Here is a 15,384-nt window from a genome sequence, read left to right as displayed (position 1 = left end):
GAGAGGGCGGCAGGAGAGAACATCGCTTCATCGCCGTCCCGCCTCTCTCACCATCAGGAGAGGGATCCGGGTTTTTCCCCTGCGCAAGAGGGTAATGAAATCCTCTGATGGATCTGCCCTGTTGATCAACCGGCGTCCCTTTCTCAGTTGTTTCTGCTCTTATGCCTTCCCGTACCGTACGCGCCTGGGGCGCCACCTCAGGATCCCCGACGGTGGGGAGAGGCGGGGGCGGCAACGAAGTGGTGATCCCATGTGGTGTCCTGCTCTAACGGGGGAGCACGGATCCACACCCCCTGGTGTCCATTCAAGAACGAAATGTCGTCATCACAATGCAATAGAACGAGAGATCTCTCTCCTCGCGTGAAGAACGTAGGTCTCGCCACTATCCTCTTCATGGTCTCGCCCCTGCCTTCCCGGCCCTCTCTTCATCCTGGGGGTCCGGGGGCAGGGCCCCTGGCGCGAGGGCGTGGGAAGGGACGTCGATCATCGGTGCCGCCCCACAGAAAAACGAAGACATTGTTGTCACTCTCTTGTGAGGTGGTCTTCCCGGGTGCGGGAGAGCAGAGAAGCATTTTTTTATTTTCTGGTGGGGCGGACCCCACGACGCTCTCTTCACGTGAGGCGAGAACCTCTTCTTGTTCAGGGTATTAGACCGGCGATCTCGGGCCCATGACGTGCCGCTAATCCCTCTGGATCCTTCCGAAGAAGTCTTCGTCCATCTCGCGCCGCTCGTCCACCGCCGAGAGGAGTTCGTTGTGCGCCGCCTTTTTCGAGTAGTAGAGGGTGACGATCACCCCGGCGTCCTTTGCGGTCTCGACGGCCGGGACAAAGTCGCTGTCCCCGGTGACAATTGACGCATACTCGATCTGTCCGGTCCAGCTGAGCCTGACCAGGTCGACAGCGAGGAGGATGTCCACCCTCTTCTGTTCATAAGTCTCGCCGATCCCTTTCTGCAGTCGTCCAAACCTCATCTGGAACCTGGGCAGGCCTTCCATGATGTCTCTGAACTTGCAGTACTGGGCATAGCGCCGCTTCTCCTCCTCGGTGGGCGGGTCGCTCTGGTAGGGCATGCAGTCATAGAAATACGTGCGCAGCCGCGCTCTTCTGGCGCAGGCCTCCTCAGAAAATTTTTCAAAATCGATCTTGGTGCCTTCTGGCGAAACTTTGGAGAGGTATCCGTTGTCGATGAATACGGCTGCCCTCCCGGTCATGGGGGATGAAAAGGATCGGTACAAGAATAAACTATCGTCCTGGGGGGGAGGACGATAGCGAGTATGATAGTATAATTGTCACCGTCTCTGGATATAAACTTTCTGAAACTCGGAACAAGCCGAGGGAAATTTGTATTTAAATCCATAAATAGAATGTATTTTTGCGGATCAAGGGTATGTGAAATGGTTCATAGAACGGAATGGGACAGAGGCCCCCGCGATGGTCTGGAATAGTCTCGCTCAGATCGCCCTCTCTCCAGGGAGGGAAAAATCGCGATCAGATCCCTGGTACGTGGACGAGAGAAGGAGGGGGGGGGTGGACGGTCAGAGACCCCCTTCTCTCAGGTGATCACATGGCCCCTGGACTCGCGCCTGTGTGGTTGACATTGTTCTGACCGGGGTTGTCAGGGCATGGGGGCGTCCTTCTCTTCTGGACAGGGCATCGCGTGTCCCCTGCAGACGCGTGATCCCCGCGGCGCGACCCCGCCCTCTCCCCCCCTCTCCACCTCCTGACCGGGGTGTACTTTAGAAGCCCTCAAATACCCTGACTGCAAACCTATAGTGCACCCTGGGGTCGTGGGGTAGCCTGGCCATCCTATGGCGTTCGGGACGCTGTAACCTGAGTTCGAATCTCAGCGACCCCATTCTTCTTATTCTTCTAATTATAGCCGCGAGGAGCCGCAGGTTTCGGCACCGCCCTTCCCGCCGCGTGATCCCTGTGCACGGCCCCTCTGTCATTCTCCTCTCCGAAAGGTATATCTCTCGGTTTCTCTTTATCCGTCCAGAAAGGGGGGAAATGTGATGATGCCGATAGATGAGGAAGGACCGCGGGGGGCGATCCTCCAGCGGGACCTGGAGACCTATGCGATCGTGCCGCGTACACCCGCCGGCCTGGTCTCTCCTGAAGACCTGGAGAACATCGTGAAGGTGGCGCGGCGCTACAAGGTACCGGTCCTCAAGATCACCTCTGGCCAGCGGATGGCCCTGGTCGGGATCAAGAAGGACGAGGTCGACAAGATCTGGGAAGAACTCGGGATGACTGTTGGGGAGGCGACGGCGCCCTGTCTCCATTATGTCCAGGCCTGTCCCGGCACTGCGGTCTGCAAGTACGGCGTCCAGGACTCCCTGGGCCTGGGCACCGAGGTGGAGAAGGTCTATAGCGACCTCAACCTCCCGGCCAAACTGAAGGTAGGGGTCTCGGGGTGCCCGCGCTGTTGCGGCGAGAGTTATGTGCGCGACATCGGGGTTCTGGGGTCGACGAAGGGGTGGACCGTGATCTTTGGCGGGAACTCTGGCGGCCGCCCACGGATCGGCGACATCATCGCCACAGACCTCAACCACGACGAGGTCATCGACCTGGTGCGCCGGTTGCTCGAATATTATCAGGTCCATGGCAAACCCGGCGAGCGGACGCACCGGATGGTGGAGCGTGTCGGGATCGAGGCGGTGAAAGACGCCGTCCTCGGGTAATTTTTCTTTTTTTTTGGCCCTTTAGAAACCCTCACTTCTCGTAGGAAGAATGCGTGTCATCCGCCTTCCCATAGCCTCCCGCCGGGGGCGCGGCGCCCCCAGGGCCACGATAGGGCCGGGAAGGTACCATCAATGACCATGAAGAGGGATTGCCGTCCTCTGCTTATCCTCGTGGCGGGGGGTCCGGGGGTGCAACCCCCCCGCCGAAGAGAACAATCAAGAGGGGCCTGTAGAAACCCCCACCAATTCCTGATGCGAGCGTGATTCAACCTCCTTCCCCATCATCTCACCGGGGGCTCTGCCCCCGGACCCCCGGGATGAAGATTGAGCCGGGAAGGCATATTCGAACTCCCTGAAGAGGGATTGCCCCGTCCACGACCTATCCTGGTGCAGGGGGTTCGGGGGGCGGCATGCCCCCCGCCAGAGAGAGACCCAGAGGGTTTCTACAGAGCCCTTTTTTTGGCTTTGTAGAATTTCCCATGAACCTCTGGCTCAAGCATACGCGGTTGAATATTTCCCGTCGCGTGATCGCTTTTTTTCACGACAGGAGAATCGGTGGGGATCGTGTTCTATGGTCCCTCCCTATCCTCGGTCCGTGGGGGGTTTTGGGGGCGGCCAGCCCTTCGCAGAGATGCCCATCCAGAGCATTTCTACATAGACGATCATCCCCCCTGCCTACATCAATCACGCCGCCCGCGCCCCCCGTCGGATCGGTTTGTCCTTCCCTCGTCTGGCTCTCCCTAATCTTCTTTTTCTCCCCCCCACTCCTCGATTCCCTCGGTGGCAAGCCCGACGACGACCGAGAACCCGAACATGAAGAGGGTCAGGACAATGGTGTAGGCCCAGCCAAAATAGTAGATCATCAGCGGGACCAGGGGCAGTTTCACCGACCGGCAGTACAGAAACGCAGCGGCGAGGGCCGGGCGCATCCCGTGTTTGCGCAGGTCGGCAAGGAGCGGGAACCAGAGATAGACCGGGCCGGTCGAGACGACCCCTACACCGGTGGCGATCATCCAGCCCCGCACTCCTGCCTCCCGCCCCAGCGCCCTCGCCACCTGTGCTGGTTTGAGGGAGAGGTCGACGGCAAAGAGAAGGAGGAAGACCAGGGCGAGCGCCGGGAGGACCTGGACCCCGAGGGCCATGAACTTCGCGAGCGCACGGGCGCCGAGGTCCGGGTCGAGGACGAAGACGATGGCATAGACCAGGAGCACGGCGCCGAGGAAGAGGACGGGGTACGACGAGCCCCCTCCTTTCTGTGCTGGCTTCATGGCCCCCCTCCCAGCACCGAGAGGACGAAGACGACGAGCAGGGCCATCGCCACGGCGCAGAGGAAACTGATCATGGTGCGGGCCAGGGCGAACCGCCGGCCCATCACCGCCATCTCAGCAGGGAGACTGACCACCCCGACGCTCACCCAGGCGACGATGAAGGCCGTCACCGCCGTCAGGCTCACGCCGACCCTGAGGAGTTCGCCGCCGATCACATAACTGGTGACCGGGTTGCCCGCGGCCACGCTCCCTGCCGCCGCTCCGACGAGGGGGTCGAGGAGGGGATGGCCGGTGAAGAGCGCCCCATAGGCCTCTTCAGGGACGGCGGTGGTGAGAAGACTGACCAGGAGGAGCACCCCGGCGATCATCGGGACGACCTGGAAAAAGGTCTTTGCCGTCTTCTTCGCACTGCTCAGGATCTCCATGGACCGATCTGGGCACTTCGAGGACTTGAGGTCTCTGGTCGGCAGAAGGTTCATCCCCTGGCATGCCCCCACCTTTCCCCAGGGTAGACTGCGGCATATGATGACCGGCGTCCGCCCACATCTCAGGTGAACACCATGCCCGTCGAACAGATCCCCATCGGGAGGTTCTCCAGGATCGTGCACCTCACCCAGAAGGCCCTCCGCCTCTATGACCGGAAGGGCCTGCTGGTGCCCGAGGCAAAGGACCCGATCACCGGCTACCGCAACTACACCATCAGGCAACTTGAGGCCGGGGTGCGGGTCAGGACCCTGGCGAGTCTCGGGTTCTCGCTCGAAGAGATGAAGGCCGTCATCGATGGGGGGGGCGACGACGGGATGGTGGAGAGGCGCCTGGCCGCGGTGCGGCAAGAGATGATGCGTCTCAAACATATCGAGGAGGTCCTCTCTGTGAGGCCCGCCCTCGAGGAGTTGTATACAATGTCGCTGTCAGAACCAGTCGTCAAGGAGATCCCGGAGATCCGGGTGATCAGCAAGAGAGGGAAAGTGGGCTCTGAGGACGGGAACTATGAGGACATCTGTCGCCGGGTCATCGAGGAGTTGATGGCCGCGGTGTACAGTCCGGAAAACCAGCGCAACGGCATACGGATCGTCGGGCCGGTGATGATGCTCTGTTATGACGAGGAGTATCGGGAGACCGATGCCGACCTCGAACTCGCGGTCCCGGTCGCCGGGCGGGTGAGCGTCGGCGAGGGGATGGAGGTGAAGGTTCTCCCGGCCGTCGAGGTCGTCTCTGTCCTGTACACCGGACCGTATTACAACCTCACCTCTGCCTACGGCAAGATCCAGGAGTATGCCGCGGTCGCCGCCCTCACCCTCCGCGGCCCGGACCGGCAACTCTACTACAACAACCCGCAGGAGGTCGCTCCCGAGGAGTTGCGGACCGAGGTGCAGTACCCCATTCTCAGGGCTGCCTGATCTTTGCGCCGAAGAGTTCATATGGCGTGCAGGCTTCTGGACGAATATGCAGGAGATCACCGGGGTGAAAAAACTGGCCAATGGAGTATTGGTCGAATACAGCCAGGGGGGCGGGCGGAGGACGGTCGGGTTCACCTACCAGGAGATCATCGACATGCAGGTCAACGCCTTCGACCTCATCGAGAACCCGGACGACTACCTCATCGAACCCATGGCCAGGCGGATCGAGGCGCGGCCTGACAAGTGCGAGCGTCATATTGTCAGGTAAGAGAAAACGTCTTCTCTTCTTTTTTTAAAGATCTGGGGATGCACGAAGATCAGGTCGCTCTCCGCCCGGCGCGCCAGGCCGACGCCCGGGTGATCGCCGACTACAATATCGCCATGGCCCTGGAGACCGAAGGAAAAGTTCTCGATGCCGGGATTGTCCAGAAGGGGGTCGACGCCGTGCTCGCTGACCAGGCAAAGGGGTTTTATCTCCTTGCCGAGTCCGGGGGCAGGGTCGTCGGGCAGGCGATGGTCACCTTTGAGTGGAGTGACTGGCGCGACGGGGTCTTCTGGTGGCTTGAGAGCGTCTATGTCCTCCCCGACTTCAGGCGGCGGGGGGTCTTTGCCGGTCTCTTCCGCGCCCTTGAGGCCGGGGCGCGGGCGCGGCCCGAAGTGGTGGGACTGCGGTTGTACGTCGACCAGGAGAATAAGGTGGCCCAGGAGACCTATCGTCACCTCGGGATGGCGACATCGAATTATGCCCTGTTTGAACTGGAGTTCGAGGGCTGACCTCCTCTTGTAGGGGTGTGCGCAGGGCCGGCGGCCTGATCACTGCCCTCGGCGCCGCACCGAAAACCCGGAGAAGGTTCCGGTATATGGCTCCTCATGTACTTCGACCCCGGTGACCCGCGCTGCCGGTGGCCCGCGCTGGCAGACGGCGAGCACTGCCTCGACATCCTCTGCCTCTCCTTCGAAGACTGCCTCCACCCGGCCGTCAGGGAGGTTTTGCACCCACCCGGTCACTCCGTGCTGCCGGGCCGTCTCTTCTGTCGCGTCCCTGAAGAAGACTCCCTGCACCCGACCGCGGACGAACAGATGTACCCGTCTTTTCATGGTGCTTTCAACAGGTCTTCGACGATCTCCACCGCGTCCTGCACATATCCGGTGCACCGCGTCGCAAATGCCCCTACTTCCTTTGCCGCCGCGATTCCCTGCGGGTCGGAGAGGTCGTACCCGATGAGCGGGGTACACTCCACGGCGCCATGGCGGTCGGCAAACCGCCTGAGGAACTCCTGTACCAGGGTATAACAGTGCTCTTTCCCCTCGCGGTCGCCTGGCATGGCAGTGCCGCGGGCCAGGCCCAGCACAAGGACGCCGCCGCTCACCGCCCCACAGGTCCTCCCTGTGTGCGCGAGTCCGCCGCCAAACCCGCATGCCAGTTTCCGTACGGTCGCCTCGTCAGTCCCGCATTCCTGAGCAAATGCCCCGGCAACTGCCTGGGCACAGTTCAGGCCGTCAGAGAACGACGCCGCGGCCCGTTTTGATCGTACCGACATATCACGAATCCCCCTGTCTTTACTCCCTGATCATCGTCAGCATCATCTTGAAACGCCTCACTGCCGCCACGGCATGAGGCACATGGGCCGGGAAGATGATGGTCTCGCCTTCCTGGAGGCGGTGGGACTCGGCACCGAGCGTCACCTCGCATTCCCCTTCGAGGACTGTCACCACGGCGTCATATGGTGCCGTGTGCTCGGAGAGACCTTCCTCTTCATCAAAGGAAAAAAGCGTGATGTTCCCGGCCGGGCGGGTGACGAGCATCCTGCTTGCCACTGTCCCGGGTTGATATTCGACGAGGTCCTTGAGGTGCAGGACCTTTCCTTTCAGTTCAGAACGCATTGTTTCACCCATGCTTTCCTCCCTCGTTCAGGAGTGCATCATCTGCACCTGATATATGCCTGATGGTCGGTGTGGGTATTTGAATAAAAATGCACGAGTGCTCCTCGCCGGTCCGCCGATTTTTTTCTTAAGATTTTTCATAATACAGACCCAAATAAAGAGGCAACTACGAAAGAGGTCTGATCTGATTGATTCGCCGCTCGAAACTCGAAGATGCCGATGCCATCTATGTGTTATATGCTGAGACTGCCGCCGTCCCTGGCGGGCTTGCCCGTTGTCGGGACGAGATCACCCCCACCTATATCAGGACGTTTCTCAGCAGATGCATCGCCGACGGTCTCTCCCTTGTCGCCGTCGACGACGGCGGCAGGGTCGTCGGGGAGGTGCACGCCTCCCGCTGCGGGTTGAGAGTTTTTGGGCATGTGCTCACCGACCTCACCATCTCAGTCCACCCGGCATGCCAGTCACATGGGTGGGGCCGGCAGCTCTTCGGGCGGTTCATCGGAGTGGTGACCGAGGAGATGCCCGAGATCCGCCGGATTGAACTGAGTGCCAGGGAGAGCAATACGCGGGCGATCAGGTTCTATACATCGCTCGGGTTTGTCCCTGAAGGGAGACTGAAGGGCCGGGTCTGTGGCGTGGGGGGCAGGTACGAGGACGACATCCTGATGGGATGGCTCCGCACCCCCGTCTCCAGGCCGTGAGCCGGGCCTGCAGGGCCGGACATGTTGTGGCTTTGAGCATCCAGCATGACCCGTGGGGTCACGCACATGAGATGGAAAGGGATCGCGGGTCTCCTGCTCGTGCACTGATCTCTGTCCCTCCTTCAGAGCACGACACCACGCGGGACGATCCCCGGGGTCGCCCTCGCCTCTCCTCGTCGTGGGGATCCCCGGGCGCGGGATGAAGAGAGGGCCGGGAAGGCAGAGGTTCGATCATTCAGGAGATGAATCTGCAATCCGCGTAGCAGTCCAGAAGGGGCGTGATGAGCTCAAACCATTATGAAAACCTGGAGAAATGATCTTCAGGATCATTTTCATGGAGCATATCCCAGAACTCTCTTGGGGTGAATACCTCCTCGAATTGAAGTGCATCCTTCCTGGAGTTCTCCACTCCCTCCTCGGCCGGGGGGTGTGGGAAGGCAGGGGAGTTTTGGGATGACCTCATGGTGATTTTCGGAGGAGAGGGTCGTGCCGTCTCCAGGTCACTCAGCCATATACTCTGGTCGAAGATCACACGATCCCTGTCAGGGACGCCGAGTCTGTCTTTCCTCCCGGGGTGCCGGCCGTCTTCCGCACCTGGAGATTCCCGGGATTACTCTGCCATCTTCCGGTAAAAATAGACACTAAAGGCATACAGGAGGAGGAGAATCCCGACCGCGGTGTAGGCCATCGTATACCCGACTGTCTCGTAGGCGGGCAGGCTCTCCCGTGCGGCGATGAGGACGATCCCACTGACGGCAAGGGCCACCGATGCGATCATGATGGTCAGGTGTGCCGCCCTCCCCATGATCATCTCGGTCATCTCGTCGGTCTCCACCCTGCCGCTGACGTAGCGTTTTCGAAGGACGATGAGCGCGAAGAGGCCGGCAAACCAGACGGCGATCGCAATGAGCGGCGACGTCACTGCCACCGCCCCCCCGAGCCCGGCGCCCATCGCGATGACGATGAAGAGTTTCACGAGTTTGAACTGCTTTCTGTCCATGCTATCTTCCTGGTGTGTGTGAAATATCTCACGTTATGTTAGATATTTCCCACACATAAGGGTGTCGGCGCCAGGAAGGGAGAGGGGCCGGGCCCCCTTCTCCTTCAGCCCGAAGGTGAACGGTTCGGAGAAGACGAGAGCGGGCTCGCCGGTCGTAGGATCGAGGGGGCCGTCGCCGAGATAGATCGTTACCGTTATTTCGCTGTTATCCAGATCAGAACGCCCGTTCCAGAGCGTCCTGATCGGGAAGGGACAGCCTGCCCTGATCTCCTGGTTGGTGCCGGTCACCAGATATGCCACACCTCCATGGGGATGTCGGCCTCCTCCTGGAAGACCACTTTGTCGGTGACGAGCGGCAGGAGGGGGGAGGCCAGGGCAGGGGATATCAGCAGCGCGGTCCGGAGAAATGGGGTCTCATAGTTCCCCCCTGCCACGCTCTCAAAAAAATATTCAGATATGGCTCCGCGGCCAGATCGCCTGACCTCAAGGGGGAGTCTTGTTGCCCTTCATGTCAGGAGAGGACAGACCTCCCATAAGACTGATGCCCCCAGATGGCCGGGGTTCCATTCATGCTCGACGATAAGAAGGAGTGCATCGTGGTGTGGCGGCAGGGGACTCTCGCCCGGGGATCGACGCGGGCAAGGGGGCATGTGCTCCTCAGGGCCTTTCTGGACTCTCTCTCCCCTGCTCCCGCCGATAAATATTAACCTTTGTCTGGCGAAGAGATCTGCACAACGCGAGAGTAGCCAAGCTGGCCAACGGCGACAGACTCAAGATCTGTTCCCGCAGGGGTTCGTCGGTTCAAATCCGGCCTCTCGCATTTTTCACAAGTGTCTCTCTCTTTTCCTCTAAAATCGATCTCTGATTCCCTGAAACCTGCTTTTTTACTCAAACCAGGGCGCATACCCTCACGAATTTGATCGCATGGCCTCGGGTCGGGGGAAGAGAACGAGTTCGAAGAGCTCTCTGAACTTCGAGAGGGCCCTGGCGCGAGTGGCGGGAGAAGGCGGATGAGTCAGGCGTGCATCAAGAATGGGCAGGGGATTTTCCAGAGCAAAAAAAAAGAAATTCTGGTTTACGCCTCGACGCCCAGCACCTTCAGGGGGTTGACGCCGGCGTACGTGAGCGTGGAGAACTCTTCAGGGCTCTCGCACCTGAACTCCTTGAGGGTGGAGACCACCGCCTCGGGCTTGTCGGTGTACTCGATCAGCTCGAGGTCCATCACCAGTTTTGCCAGCAATGGGTTTCCGTCCCAGTCGGCGGTGCCGGTCAGTTCATTGCTCCTGGTCCAGTTGTAGCCCACGACCATGCCGTCGCCGGTCTTTGTGGCGGCGTCCCATCTCACATAGATCCCTGCAACATCGGTCCCGAGATTCTTCTTCAGTGCCGCCTTCTCGACGGCGCTGAGGTCTTTGACAAAGAAACTCCGCTTCCCTGGCGTGGCGTCCCAGACGATCGGGAAGAGATCGTCCTTGCACCAGACCGGGCAGGCGATGACCTTATAACTCTGGGTAGGGGCCTCGATGGGGAGGCGCTCCTCCACATAATGAGAGATGAGATAGCCGCTGGTCACTCCAGGGCAGAGGTGGTTGTGGAAGGAGGCGGCCCTGAGAAAGTCGTACGGGGTGGTCGGGTCGGCCCACATGTTCGCGATGGTGATGAGGCTGAACTCGTTGCCGGCAAAGGTTTTCTTCTCAAGGAGCGTGGTCCATGCACTCTGGTTTTCCAGGAGGTGCCTGGCACTGATCTGGGCTTTTGCGATCGGTCCGAAGACCTCGCCCGCCGGCATCGTCCTGATCGCGGCGGCCGGGCGTGCCGCGGCCGACTCGTTCACCTGGAGGAAGACCGCTTCGCCGGTGTCTTTCTTGTAGAACATGAACCACAGGGGAGCGAACTTGCTCCTCTGCGGGATGAGGAGGTTGCCGTCGCCGATGGTGCACCCGCTGACTGCGGTCACCCCTGAGAGACACCGCTCTGTGGTCTGGTTCCCGGTCATCGCAGTGCTGGCATCGGTCATGGCCAGCAGGTTCTCGTCGCCCTGAGTGGCCCCGAGCCGGTCCATTGCCACGGTCGCGGCCTTCGCCCCGATCGCCTCCATCGCGGCGTCGTCGGCAAGGACTGTCCCTGGGACGACTGCCAGGAGGAGGAGCATTACCATACAATATCGTGTTTTTATCACAAGAATCACCTGGTCAGTATCCATTCGTCACATGTGCCTGGCGGCCCATGTGGCCCGAGTAATACATTGTTGAAATTATGTATTACCTGATGCCTCAGATATACTTTTTGATATTACTTTTCCCTGGAGGGCACGTTTACATGGAGGAATGCCCGGCATGCCTGGTGGAGGAATTAATTGGGTCTCATTAACAATTCCGGGAGATCAAATGACAAAACAAAAGGTATATCCAGGGGGGAATGGATGGATCAGATGATTCTAGAGTTATGATTCCCTCTTGGGCCAGGATAGATCCTTTGATCCCGATCTCTGTCCCTTAGACCTTGATTCTGAGCACGGTCTGCCAGGTGAACCATGATTCTCCCTTATACTCATAGAAGGAAGTGAGAGAATTTCAGACAGATTGAAGATCAGCGCCGCCATTCTGGTGGCCTTCATGCTCCTCATGCTCCCTGCCGCGGCATCAGGTCTCGTTGAAGGCGGCGAAAATATCTCTTATGATGACGGTGGCGGGAACGACGCCCCCGTTCTGAGTGCCGAAGGAGACGTCGCTCCTGCCGATGTCCGCATCACGGCGAACAGGGAGCACCTCGTCAGGAACAATGACTTCTGTGTGACCGTCCGTGGCGAGTCCAGAAAGCAGTATTATCTCTTCATCGAGGACGCCGGGGTCAGTGACGCCGGGTACCCCCTGATCAAGGAGGGCCAACCGAGCGTGGAGATCATTGGCGATGCTCCCTTCCCAGATGCGCCTGCTGCCGCCATCGCAAACGAGAAGCGTGCCGGTGACGGCGCCCACTTCCCTGACCAGACTGCCGCACTCGTGCAGACCGATGTCAGCGGCGTCAGGACTCTCGGCCTCTCGACCTATTCTGCCACCACGCCCCGCTCCTTCACCATCATGGTCATCGACCCTGAGGATGAGACCAGGGTCGACACTGTCGGGGTGACGGTCGAGGAGGGCGAGGTCACCATTGCCGCTGAAGGTGCAGGCACCTACTCCCTCGGTGAGGAGATCGCACTCTCCGGCACCAACACCGCCAGCGACACCACATACCTTTTCCTGACCGGTACAGACCTTGGATGCGGAGTCCCACTTGACTCCCCCTCGCTCAACGCCTAGGACGGACACTATGCTGTGTGTGAGGTGGCGGCGGATGATACGTGGGAGTACCGCTGGGACACCTCTCCTCTTGGAAGAGATCTTGGGACAGGCAACTACACGATCTATGCGGTGACGGCAGACCACGACCTTTCCGGGAATTCTGTTGACCTTGCGCACCTCGACGGGGTGAAGCATGCGACAGCACCGGTGAAGTTGCAGCGCCCCTATCCGGTCGCTGTCCTTAACACGTCAGTCCTCCAGCCCGGTGATTCTCTTCTGATCTCTGGTACAACTACCGGCGGTTCAAAAACGCTTTCACTCTGGATATTCAGTCAGAAACACTTGATCCCTGGCATCTCCGTACCTGTCGGTGAAGATGGTACCTTCGAGTGTGTGCTGGGGCCAGACGAAACCACGAATCTTTCAGGTCTCAGTTTTGCCGTCATTCAACATCCTGGTGCGAACGGTCTCTTCGATGTCAAGCATGATCCGGTCGACGGGAAACCCTACCAGATCGGGGACGCCTCAGGGTACGCGATCGATCTTGGATCTCTCACCGGCATAGAAGCGTGCTCGGCCTTCATCGATGCCCTCAATGCGTGTGATTCGGATGATGCATATTCAAAATACAAATTCTTCGTCGAGGCCGAGGAGTGGATCAGGATCGATCCGATCGAAGAGGCGTATCAGAGCGAGATCGTCACCGTCACCGGCACTGCTGACCCTGCGACCGCTCCCGACCTTTGTGTCAAGGTTTCGCCCCATGGCATCACTCTGCCTGGCGAACCTGGAACCACCCCAGGTGAAGCCTGGGGTGAGGTCATCGTTCAGGAAGGCCCTCAGAACAGCACCTGGTCTTTCTCCTTCGATACCTCGGGATGGTCGCTTGGAGAATATACGGTGTGGGTAGGAACATCTGACCATAATCTCTTTCATGAGGAGACCTTTATCCTCAAGTACGGGCATGTCGACGCCGCCTGTGCGCCGCTCCCCCTCATTCCAGGCAAGGATCTGACGATCTCCGGGAACGCCACCGGAGGAGTCGACAATGTCTCGATCTGGATCTTAGGTGAAAGGACCATCTTTGGTGAGAACTACCCGAAGATGGGTGAGTCCGTGCCGGTCGGTGCCGACCAGACCTATACCTATACTCTTGGATCAGAGGAGACAACGAACTTCTTCTCAGGCCGATATTTTGTCATCGTCCAGCATCCCTCGTATGACGGCATGTTCGGCGTTACAAAGACCTCGCCCCCTGCAGGGGAGTCGGGCGACTTCTGGATCCCCAGGGTGCTTCAGGAAATAAAATCAATCTGAGTGCACTGAATGCTTCAGAGGCTTCAGATGCGGTGGTCAGGGAGATCAACAGACCGGAGTGCAATGACCTCTCCACTGTTCTCGCCTTTATAGTGGAACAGCCTTTCATCACGATCGACCCCATCGGCAATCATACTCTTGGGGATGTCTTCTTGATCAACGGTACCACCAACCTTGCAGTTGGTGACACCATTCATTATGCGGTCACCTGTGAGTCATTCAATTATACCGATCCGCATCAGGATCCGGCCCATGGATACTATGGCATATGCAAGAATACCTCGGTTTTTGAAGGCGGCGATTCCAACAGGTATTCCTTCAAGGTCAATACCACTGCCTGGAAACCTGACTGGTATGGAGTGTTTGTCGAATCTGTTGATCCAGACTACACTCAGAGTGCAAGTTTTCATCTCCTGAATCGATCGCTCTATGTTTCGCTTTCATCTGAAACGATCTCACCAGGGGAAAGTATCGTCATCTCTGGAAACGCCACCGGCGGGGCGGAGAACGTTTCGGTCTGGATCCTTGGCAAGGACTGCCTGAAGATGGGTGAGGCCGTGCCGGTCGGTGCCGACAAGACCTTCGCCTATTCTCTCAACGCCGACGAGACGAAGAACCTCTCAGGGAAGTATTCGGTCGTCGTCCAGCACCCGATGGGCGACGGGGTCTTCAATGTGAGGCCGACCACCGTCTGCGACAACCCCTTCTGGATCATCACCGCGACAGGAGAGGAATGCAATCTGAGTGGGCTTTCGGCCGGGGATGCCGTGGCCACCCTGACCGGTGCCATGGACTCGGTCTACAGCGATGATCGCTATCAGGTGCTCCCCTTCGAGGTCAAGGCGGCTGAGAAGTCCCCGGGTAACCCTGGTGGCAATGGCGGCAGTAGAGGTGGAGGCGGCGGCGGGGGCGCCGCACCACGCCCTCCGGCTCAACCTGTCCCCCAGGTGATCGAAAAGATCGGGAGCGCCTATCTTGAGGCCGACGTGAACGGCACGGTGGAGACCAGGACCGTCGTCCTGACTGCAGAGAAGCGCGGGTCTCTCTCCCTCGACACCGGCGTCATGGCACTGGACCTCTTTGGCAGGCCCCTGGAGAAGGTCAGTGCCGCCCAGGTCTCTGCCGCAAGCCTTCCCGAGCCCGACGACGCCTCCCTCAGGCAGGTCGGGCCCGGGTTGACGTGCGGGCCTGACCGGGCGACATTCGACCCGGCGGTGGAGATCTGCTTCACCCTCACCGAGGACGAGTGGAAGAGTCTCGGCGCTGGCGAGGAGTGGGTGGTCAGGTGGTACAACGCAAAGATCGGGGCCTGGGAACCGCTCAGGACAAAGGTCGATCCTGGAACGCGCCAGGTCATTGCGAGGACCTCGCACTTCTCCACCTTTGCGGTCTTTGCCGAACCGGCCACGGTGGCCCCCTCTGAAACGGTTGCGGTGACGAAGACGGCGTCTGCCGGTGCTCAGGAGATGCCCTCAGATGGCGACGTGTCGATCGAGGTGCCGACGACCTCTGCGGGCCCTGCTCCCTGGCTGAATCTGGTCGGGGCCGGTGCGGCCCTGGTCGTGGCCGGGGTGATCTGCGCCCTCTGGAAGAGAAGATGAAATGATGGCTTTGTAGAATCGCTGATGAACCAACGTTTCAAGCGGTTCTTTGAAAAACACCGCAGTGTTTTTCATGGTAAACCCTCACCTCTTCTTTGTGTGAGCGCGACTCATCCGCCTTCCCATAGTCTCTCACTGGGGCCTCCCTCGAAGGCCTGCGGGCCTTCTCAAGCTCCCTCCGGTCGCAACCACTGGACCCCCGGGATGACGATGGGGTCGGGAAGGCACAATGGATGACTGTGACG

Annotated in this window: 19 protein-coding genes and 2 tRNA genes; 11 read left to right on the top strand and 10 right to left on the bottom strand. The window is 59.5% G+C overall.

Annotation, left to right across the window (positions count from 1 at the left end):
• Nucleotides 1-680: 680 nt before the first annotated feature.
• A complete protein-coding gene (locus tag J2129_RS10085) occupies nucleotides 681-1,211 on the bottom strand; it encodes an NYN domain-containing protein (RefSeq protein ID WP_209630739.1) in 531 nt (176 codons plus the stop codon).
• A gap of 570 nt (nucleotides 1,212-1,781) precedes the next feature.
• Between J2129_RS10085 and J2129_RS10080 the strand changes: the two genes are divergently transcribed.
• Nucleotides 1,782-1,855: transfer RNA gene (locus tag J2129_RS10080), tRNA-Pro, on the top strand.
• 160 nt (nucleotides 1,856-2,015) lie between these two features.
• The gene (locus J2129_RS10075) at nucleotides 2,016-2,681 is read left to right on the top strand and encodes an NAD(P)/FAD-dependent oxidoreductase (RefSeq protein ID WP_209631324.1); all 666 of its coding nucleotides are present in this window, start codon (nucleotides 2,016-2,018) and stop codon (nucleotides 2,679-2,681) included.
• A 740-nt stretch (nucleotides 2,682-3,421) separates the two neighbouring features.
• Here J2129_RS10075 and J2129_RS10070 read toward each other — a convergent pair.
• Together J2129_RS10070 and J2129_RS10065 are read right to left on the bottom strand one after the other, a co-directional pair.
• Nucleotides 3,422-3,949, bottom strand: coding sequence for a hypothetical protein (locus J2129_RS10070; RefSeq protein WP_209630738.1), 528 nt, complete (start codon nucleotides 3,947-3,949; stop codon nucleotides 3,422-3,424).
• Entirely contained in the window at nucleotides 3,946-4,374 is a 429-nt protein-coding gene (locus tag J2129_RS10065) for a hypothetical protein (protein ID WP_209630737.1), read from the bottom strand. The genes J2129_RS10070 and J2129_RS10065 overlap by 4 nt, the downstream gene beginning before the upstream one ends.
• 135 nt (nucleotides 4,375-4,509) lie before the next feature.
• Here J2129_RS10065 and J2129_RS10060 point away from each other — a divergent pair, with 135 nt between their 5' ends.
• The 3 genes from J2129_RS10060 to J2129_RS10050 are packed head-to-tail and all read left to right on the top strand — an operon-like array spanning nucleotide 4,510 to nucleotide 6,123.
• Entirely contained in the window at nucleotides 4,510-5,349 is an 840-nt protein-coding gene (locus tag J2129_RS10060) for a MerR family transcriptional regulator (protein ID WP_209630736.1), read from the top strand.
• 46 nt (nucleotides 5,350-5,395) lie between these two features.
• Complete coding sequence (locus J2129_RS10055) at nucleotides 5,396-5,617, top strand: hypothetical protein (RefSeq protein WP_209630735.1); 222 nt, start codon at nucleotides 5,396-5,398, stop codon at nucleotides 5,615-5,617.
• A 38-nt stretch (nucleotides 5,618-5,655) separates the two neighbouring features.
• Nucleotides 5,656-6,123 (top strand): GNAT family N-acetyltransferase, encoded by a 468-nt coding sequence (locus J2129_RS10050; protein ID WP_209630734.1) that lies wholly within the window; start codon nucleotides 5,656-5,658, stop codon nucleotides 6,121-6,123.
• Nucleotides 6,124-6,162: 39 nt separating this feature from the next.
• Here the strand turns inward: J2129_RS10050 and J2129_RS10045 are convergent, their stop codons facing one another.
• The 3 genes from J2129_RS10045 to J2129_RS10035 are packed head-to-tail and all read right to left on the bottom strand — an operon-like array spanning nucleotide 6,163 to nucleotide 7,245.
• Complete coding sequence (locus tag J2129_RS10045; protein WP_209630733.1) at nucleotides 6,163-6,447, bottom strand: acylphosphatase; 285 nt, start codon at nucleotides 6,445-6,447, stop codon at nucleotides 6,163-6,165.
• Nucleotides 6,444-6,890: a C-GCAxxG-C-C family protein gene (locus tag J2129_RS10040; RefSeq protein WP_209630732.1), complete on the bottom strand. Its 447-nt coding sequence runs from the start codon at nucleotides 6,888-6,890 to the stop codon at nucleotides 6,444-6,446. The genes J2129_RS10045 and J2129_RS10040 overlap by 4 nt, the downstream gene beginning before the upstream one ends.
• A gap of 19 nt (nucleotides 6,891-6,909) precedes the next feature.
• Nucleotides 6,910-7,245, bottom strand: coding sequence for a cupin domain-containing protein (locus tag J2129_RS10035; protein WP_209630731.1), 336 nt, complete (start codon nucleotides 7,243-7,245; stop codon nucleotides 6,910-6,912).
• 176 nt (nucleotides 7,246-7,421) lie between these two features.
• Here J2129_RS10035 and J2129_RS10030 point away from each other — a divergent pair, with 176 nt between their 5' ends.
• A complete protein-coding gene (locus J2129_RS10030) occupies nucleotides 7,422-7,937 on the top strand; it encodes an N-acetyltransferase (RefSeq protein ID WP_209630730.1) in 516 nt (171 codons plus the stop codon).
• A gap of 295 nt (nucleotides 7,938-8,232) precedes the next feature.
• Here J2129_RS10030 and J2129_RS10025 read toward each other — a convergent pair whose 3' ends face one another.
• The 3 genes from J2129_RS10025 to J2129_RS10015 form a co-directional block, all read right to left on the bottom strand.
• Nucleotides 8,233-8,469: a hypothetical protein gene (locus tag J2129_RS10025; RefSeq protein ID WP_209630729.1), complete on the bottom strand. Its 237-nt coding sequence runs from the start codon at nucleotides 8,467-8,469 to the stop codon at nucleotides 8,233-8,235.
• A gap of 78 nt (nucleotides 8,470-8,547) precedes the next feature.
• Entirely contained in the window at nucleotides 8,548-8,937 is a 390-nt protein-coding gene (locus tag J2129_RS10020; RefSeq protein WP_209630728.1) for a DUF2178 domain-containing protein, read from the bottom strand.
• Between the two features lie 33 nt (nucleotides 8,938-8,970).
• Nucleotides 8,971-9,237, bottom strand: a complete 267-nt coding sequence (locus tag J2129_RS10015) for a hypothetical protein (RefSeq protein ID WP_209630727.1) — start codon at nucleotides 9,235-9,237, stop codon at nucleotides 8,971-8,973.
• A gap of 269 nt (nucleotides 9,238-9,506) precedes the next feature.
• On the opposite strand from J2129_RS10015, the gene J2129_RS10010 reads away from it, so the two are divergent.
• Complete coding sequence (locus J2129_RS10010) at nucleotides 9,507-9,644, top strand: hypothetical protein (protein ID WP_209630726.1); 138 nt, start codon at nucleotides 9,507-9,509, stop codon at nucleotides 9,642-9,644.
• A 29-nt stretch (nucleotides 9,645-9,673) separates the two neighbouring features.
• Nucleotides 9,674-9,757, top strand: a tRNA-Leu gene (locus J2129_RS10005).
• Between the two features lie 255 nt (nucleotides 9,758-10,012).
• Here J2129_RS10005 and J2129_RS10000 read toward each other — a convergent pair.
• A complete protein-coding gene (locus J2129_RS10000) occupies nucleotides 10,013-11,095 on the bottom strand; it encodes an FmdE family protein (RefSeq protein ID WP_209630725.1) in 1,083 nt (360 codons plus the stop codon).
• A gap of 424 nt (nucleotides 11,096-11,519) precedes the next feature.
• Here J2129_RS10000 and J2129_RS09995 point away from each other — a divergent pair, with 424 nt between their 5' ends.
• Genes J2129_RS09995 through J2129_RS09985 form a run of 3 tightly spaced genes read left to right on the top strand, consistent with a single transcriptional unit; the run spans nucleotide 11,520 to nucleotide 15,139 of the window.
• A complete protein-coding gene (locus J2129_RS09995) occupies nucleotides 11,520-12,239 on the top strand; it encodes a hypothetical protein (protein WP_209630724.1) in 720 nt (239 codons plus the stop codon).
• Between the two features lie 24 nt (nucleotides 12,240-12,263).
• Complete coding sequence (locus J2129_RS09990) at nucleotides 12,264-13,538, top strand: hypothetical protein (protein WP_209630723.1); 1,275 nt, start codon at nucleotides 12,264-12,266, stop codon at nucleotides 13,536-13,538.
• Nucleotides 13,539-13,570: 32 nt separating this feature from the next.
• A complete protein-coding gene (locus J2129_RS09985) occupies nucleotides 13,571-15,139 on the top strand; it encodes a hypothetical protein (protein WP_209630722.1) in 1,569 nt (522 codons plus the stop codon).
• Nucleotides 15,140-15,384 lie beyond the last annotated feature (245 nt).

It is taken from the genome of Methanofollis sp. W23 (assembly GCF_017875325.1).
Taxonomy (GTDB): Archaea; Halobacteriota; Methanomicrobia; order Methanomicrobiales; family Methanofollaceae; genus Methanofollis.
Note: the sequence above shows the minus strand (reverse complement) of the source record. Positions and strands in the feature narration are given on the sequence as shown.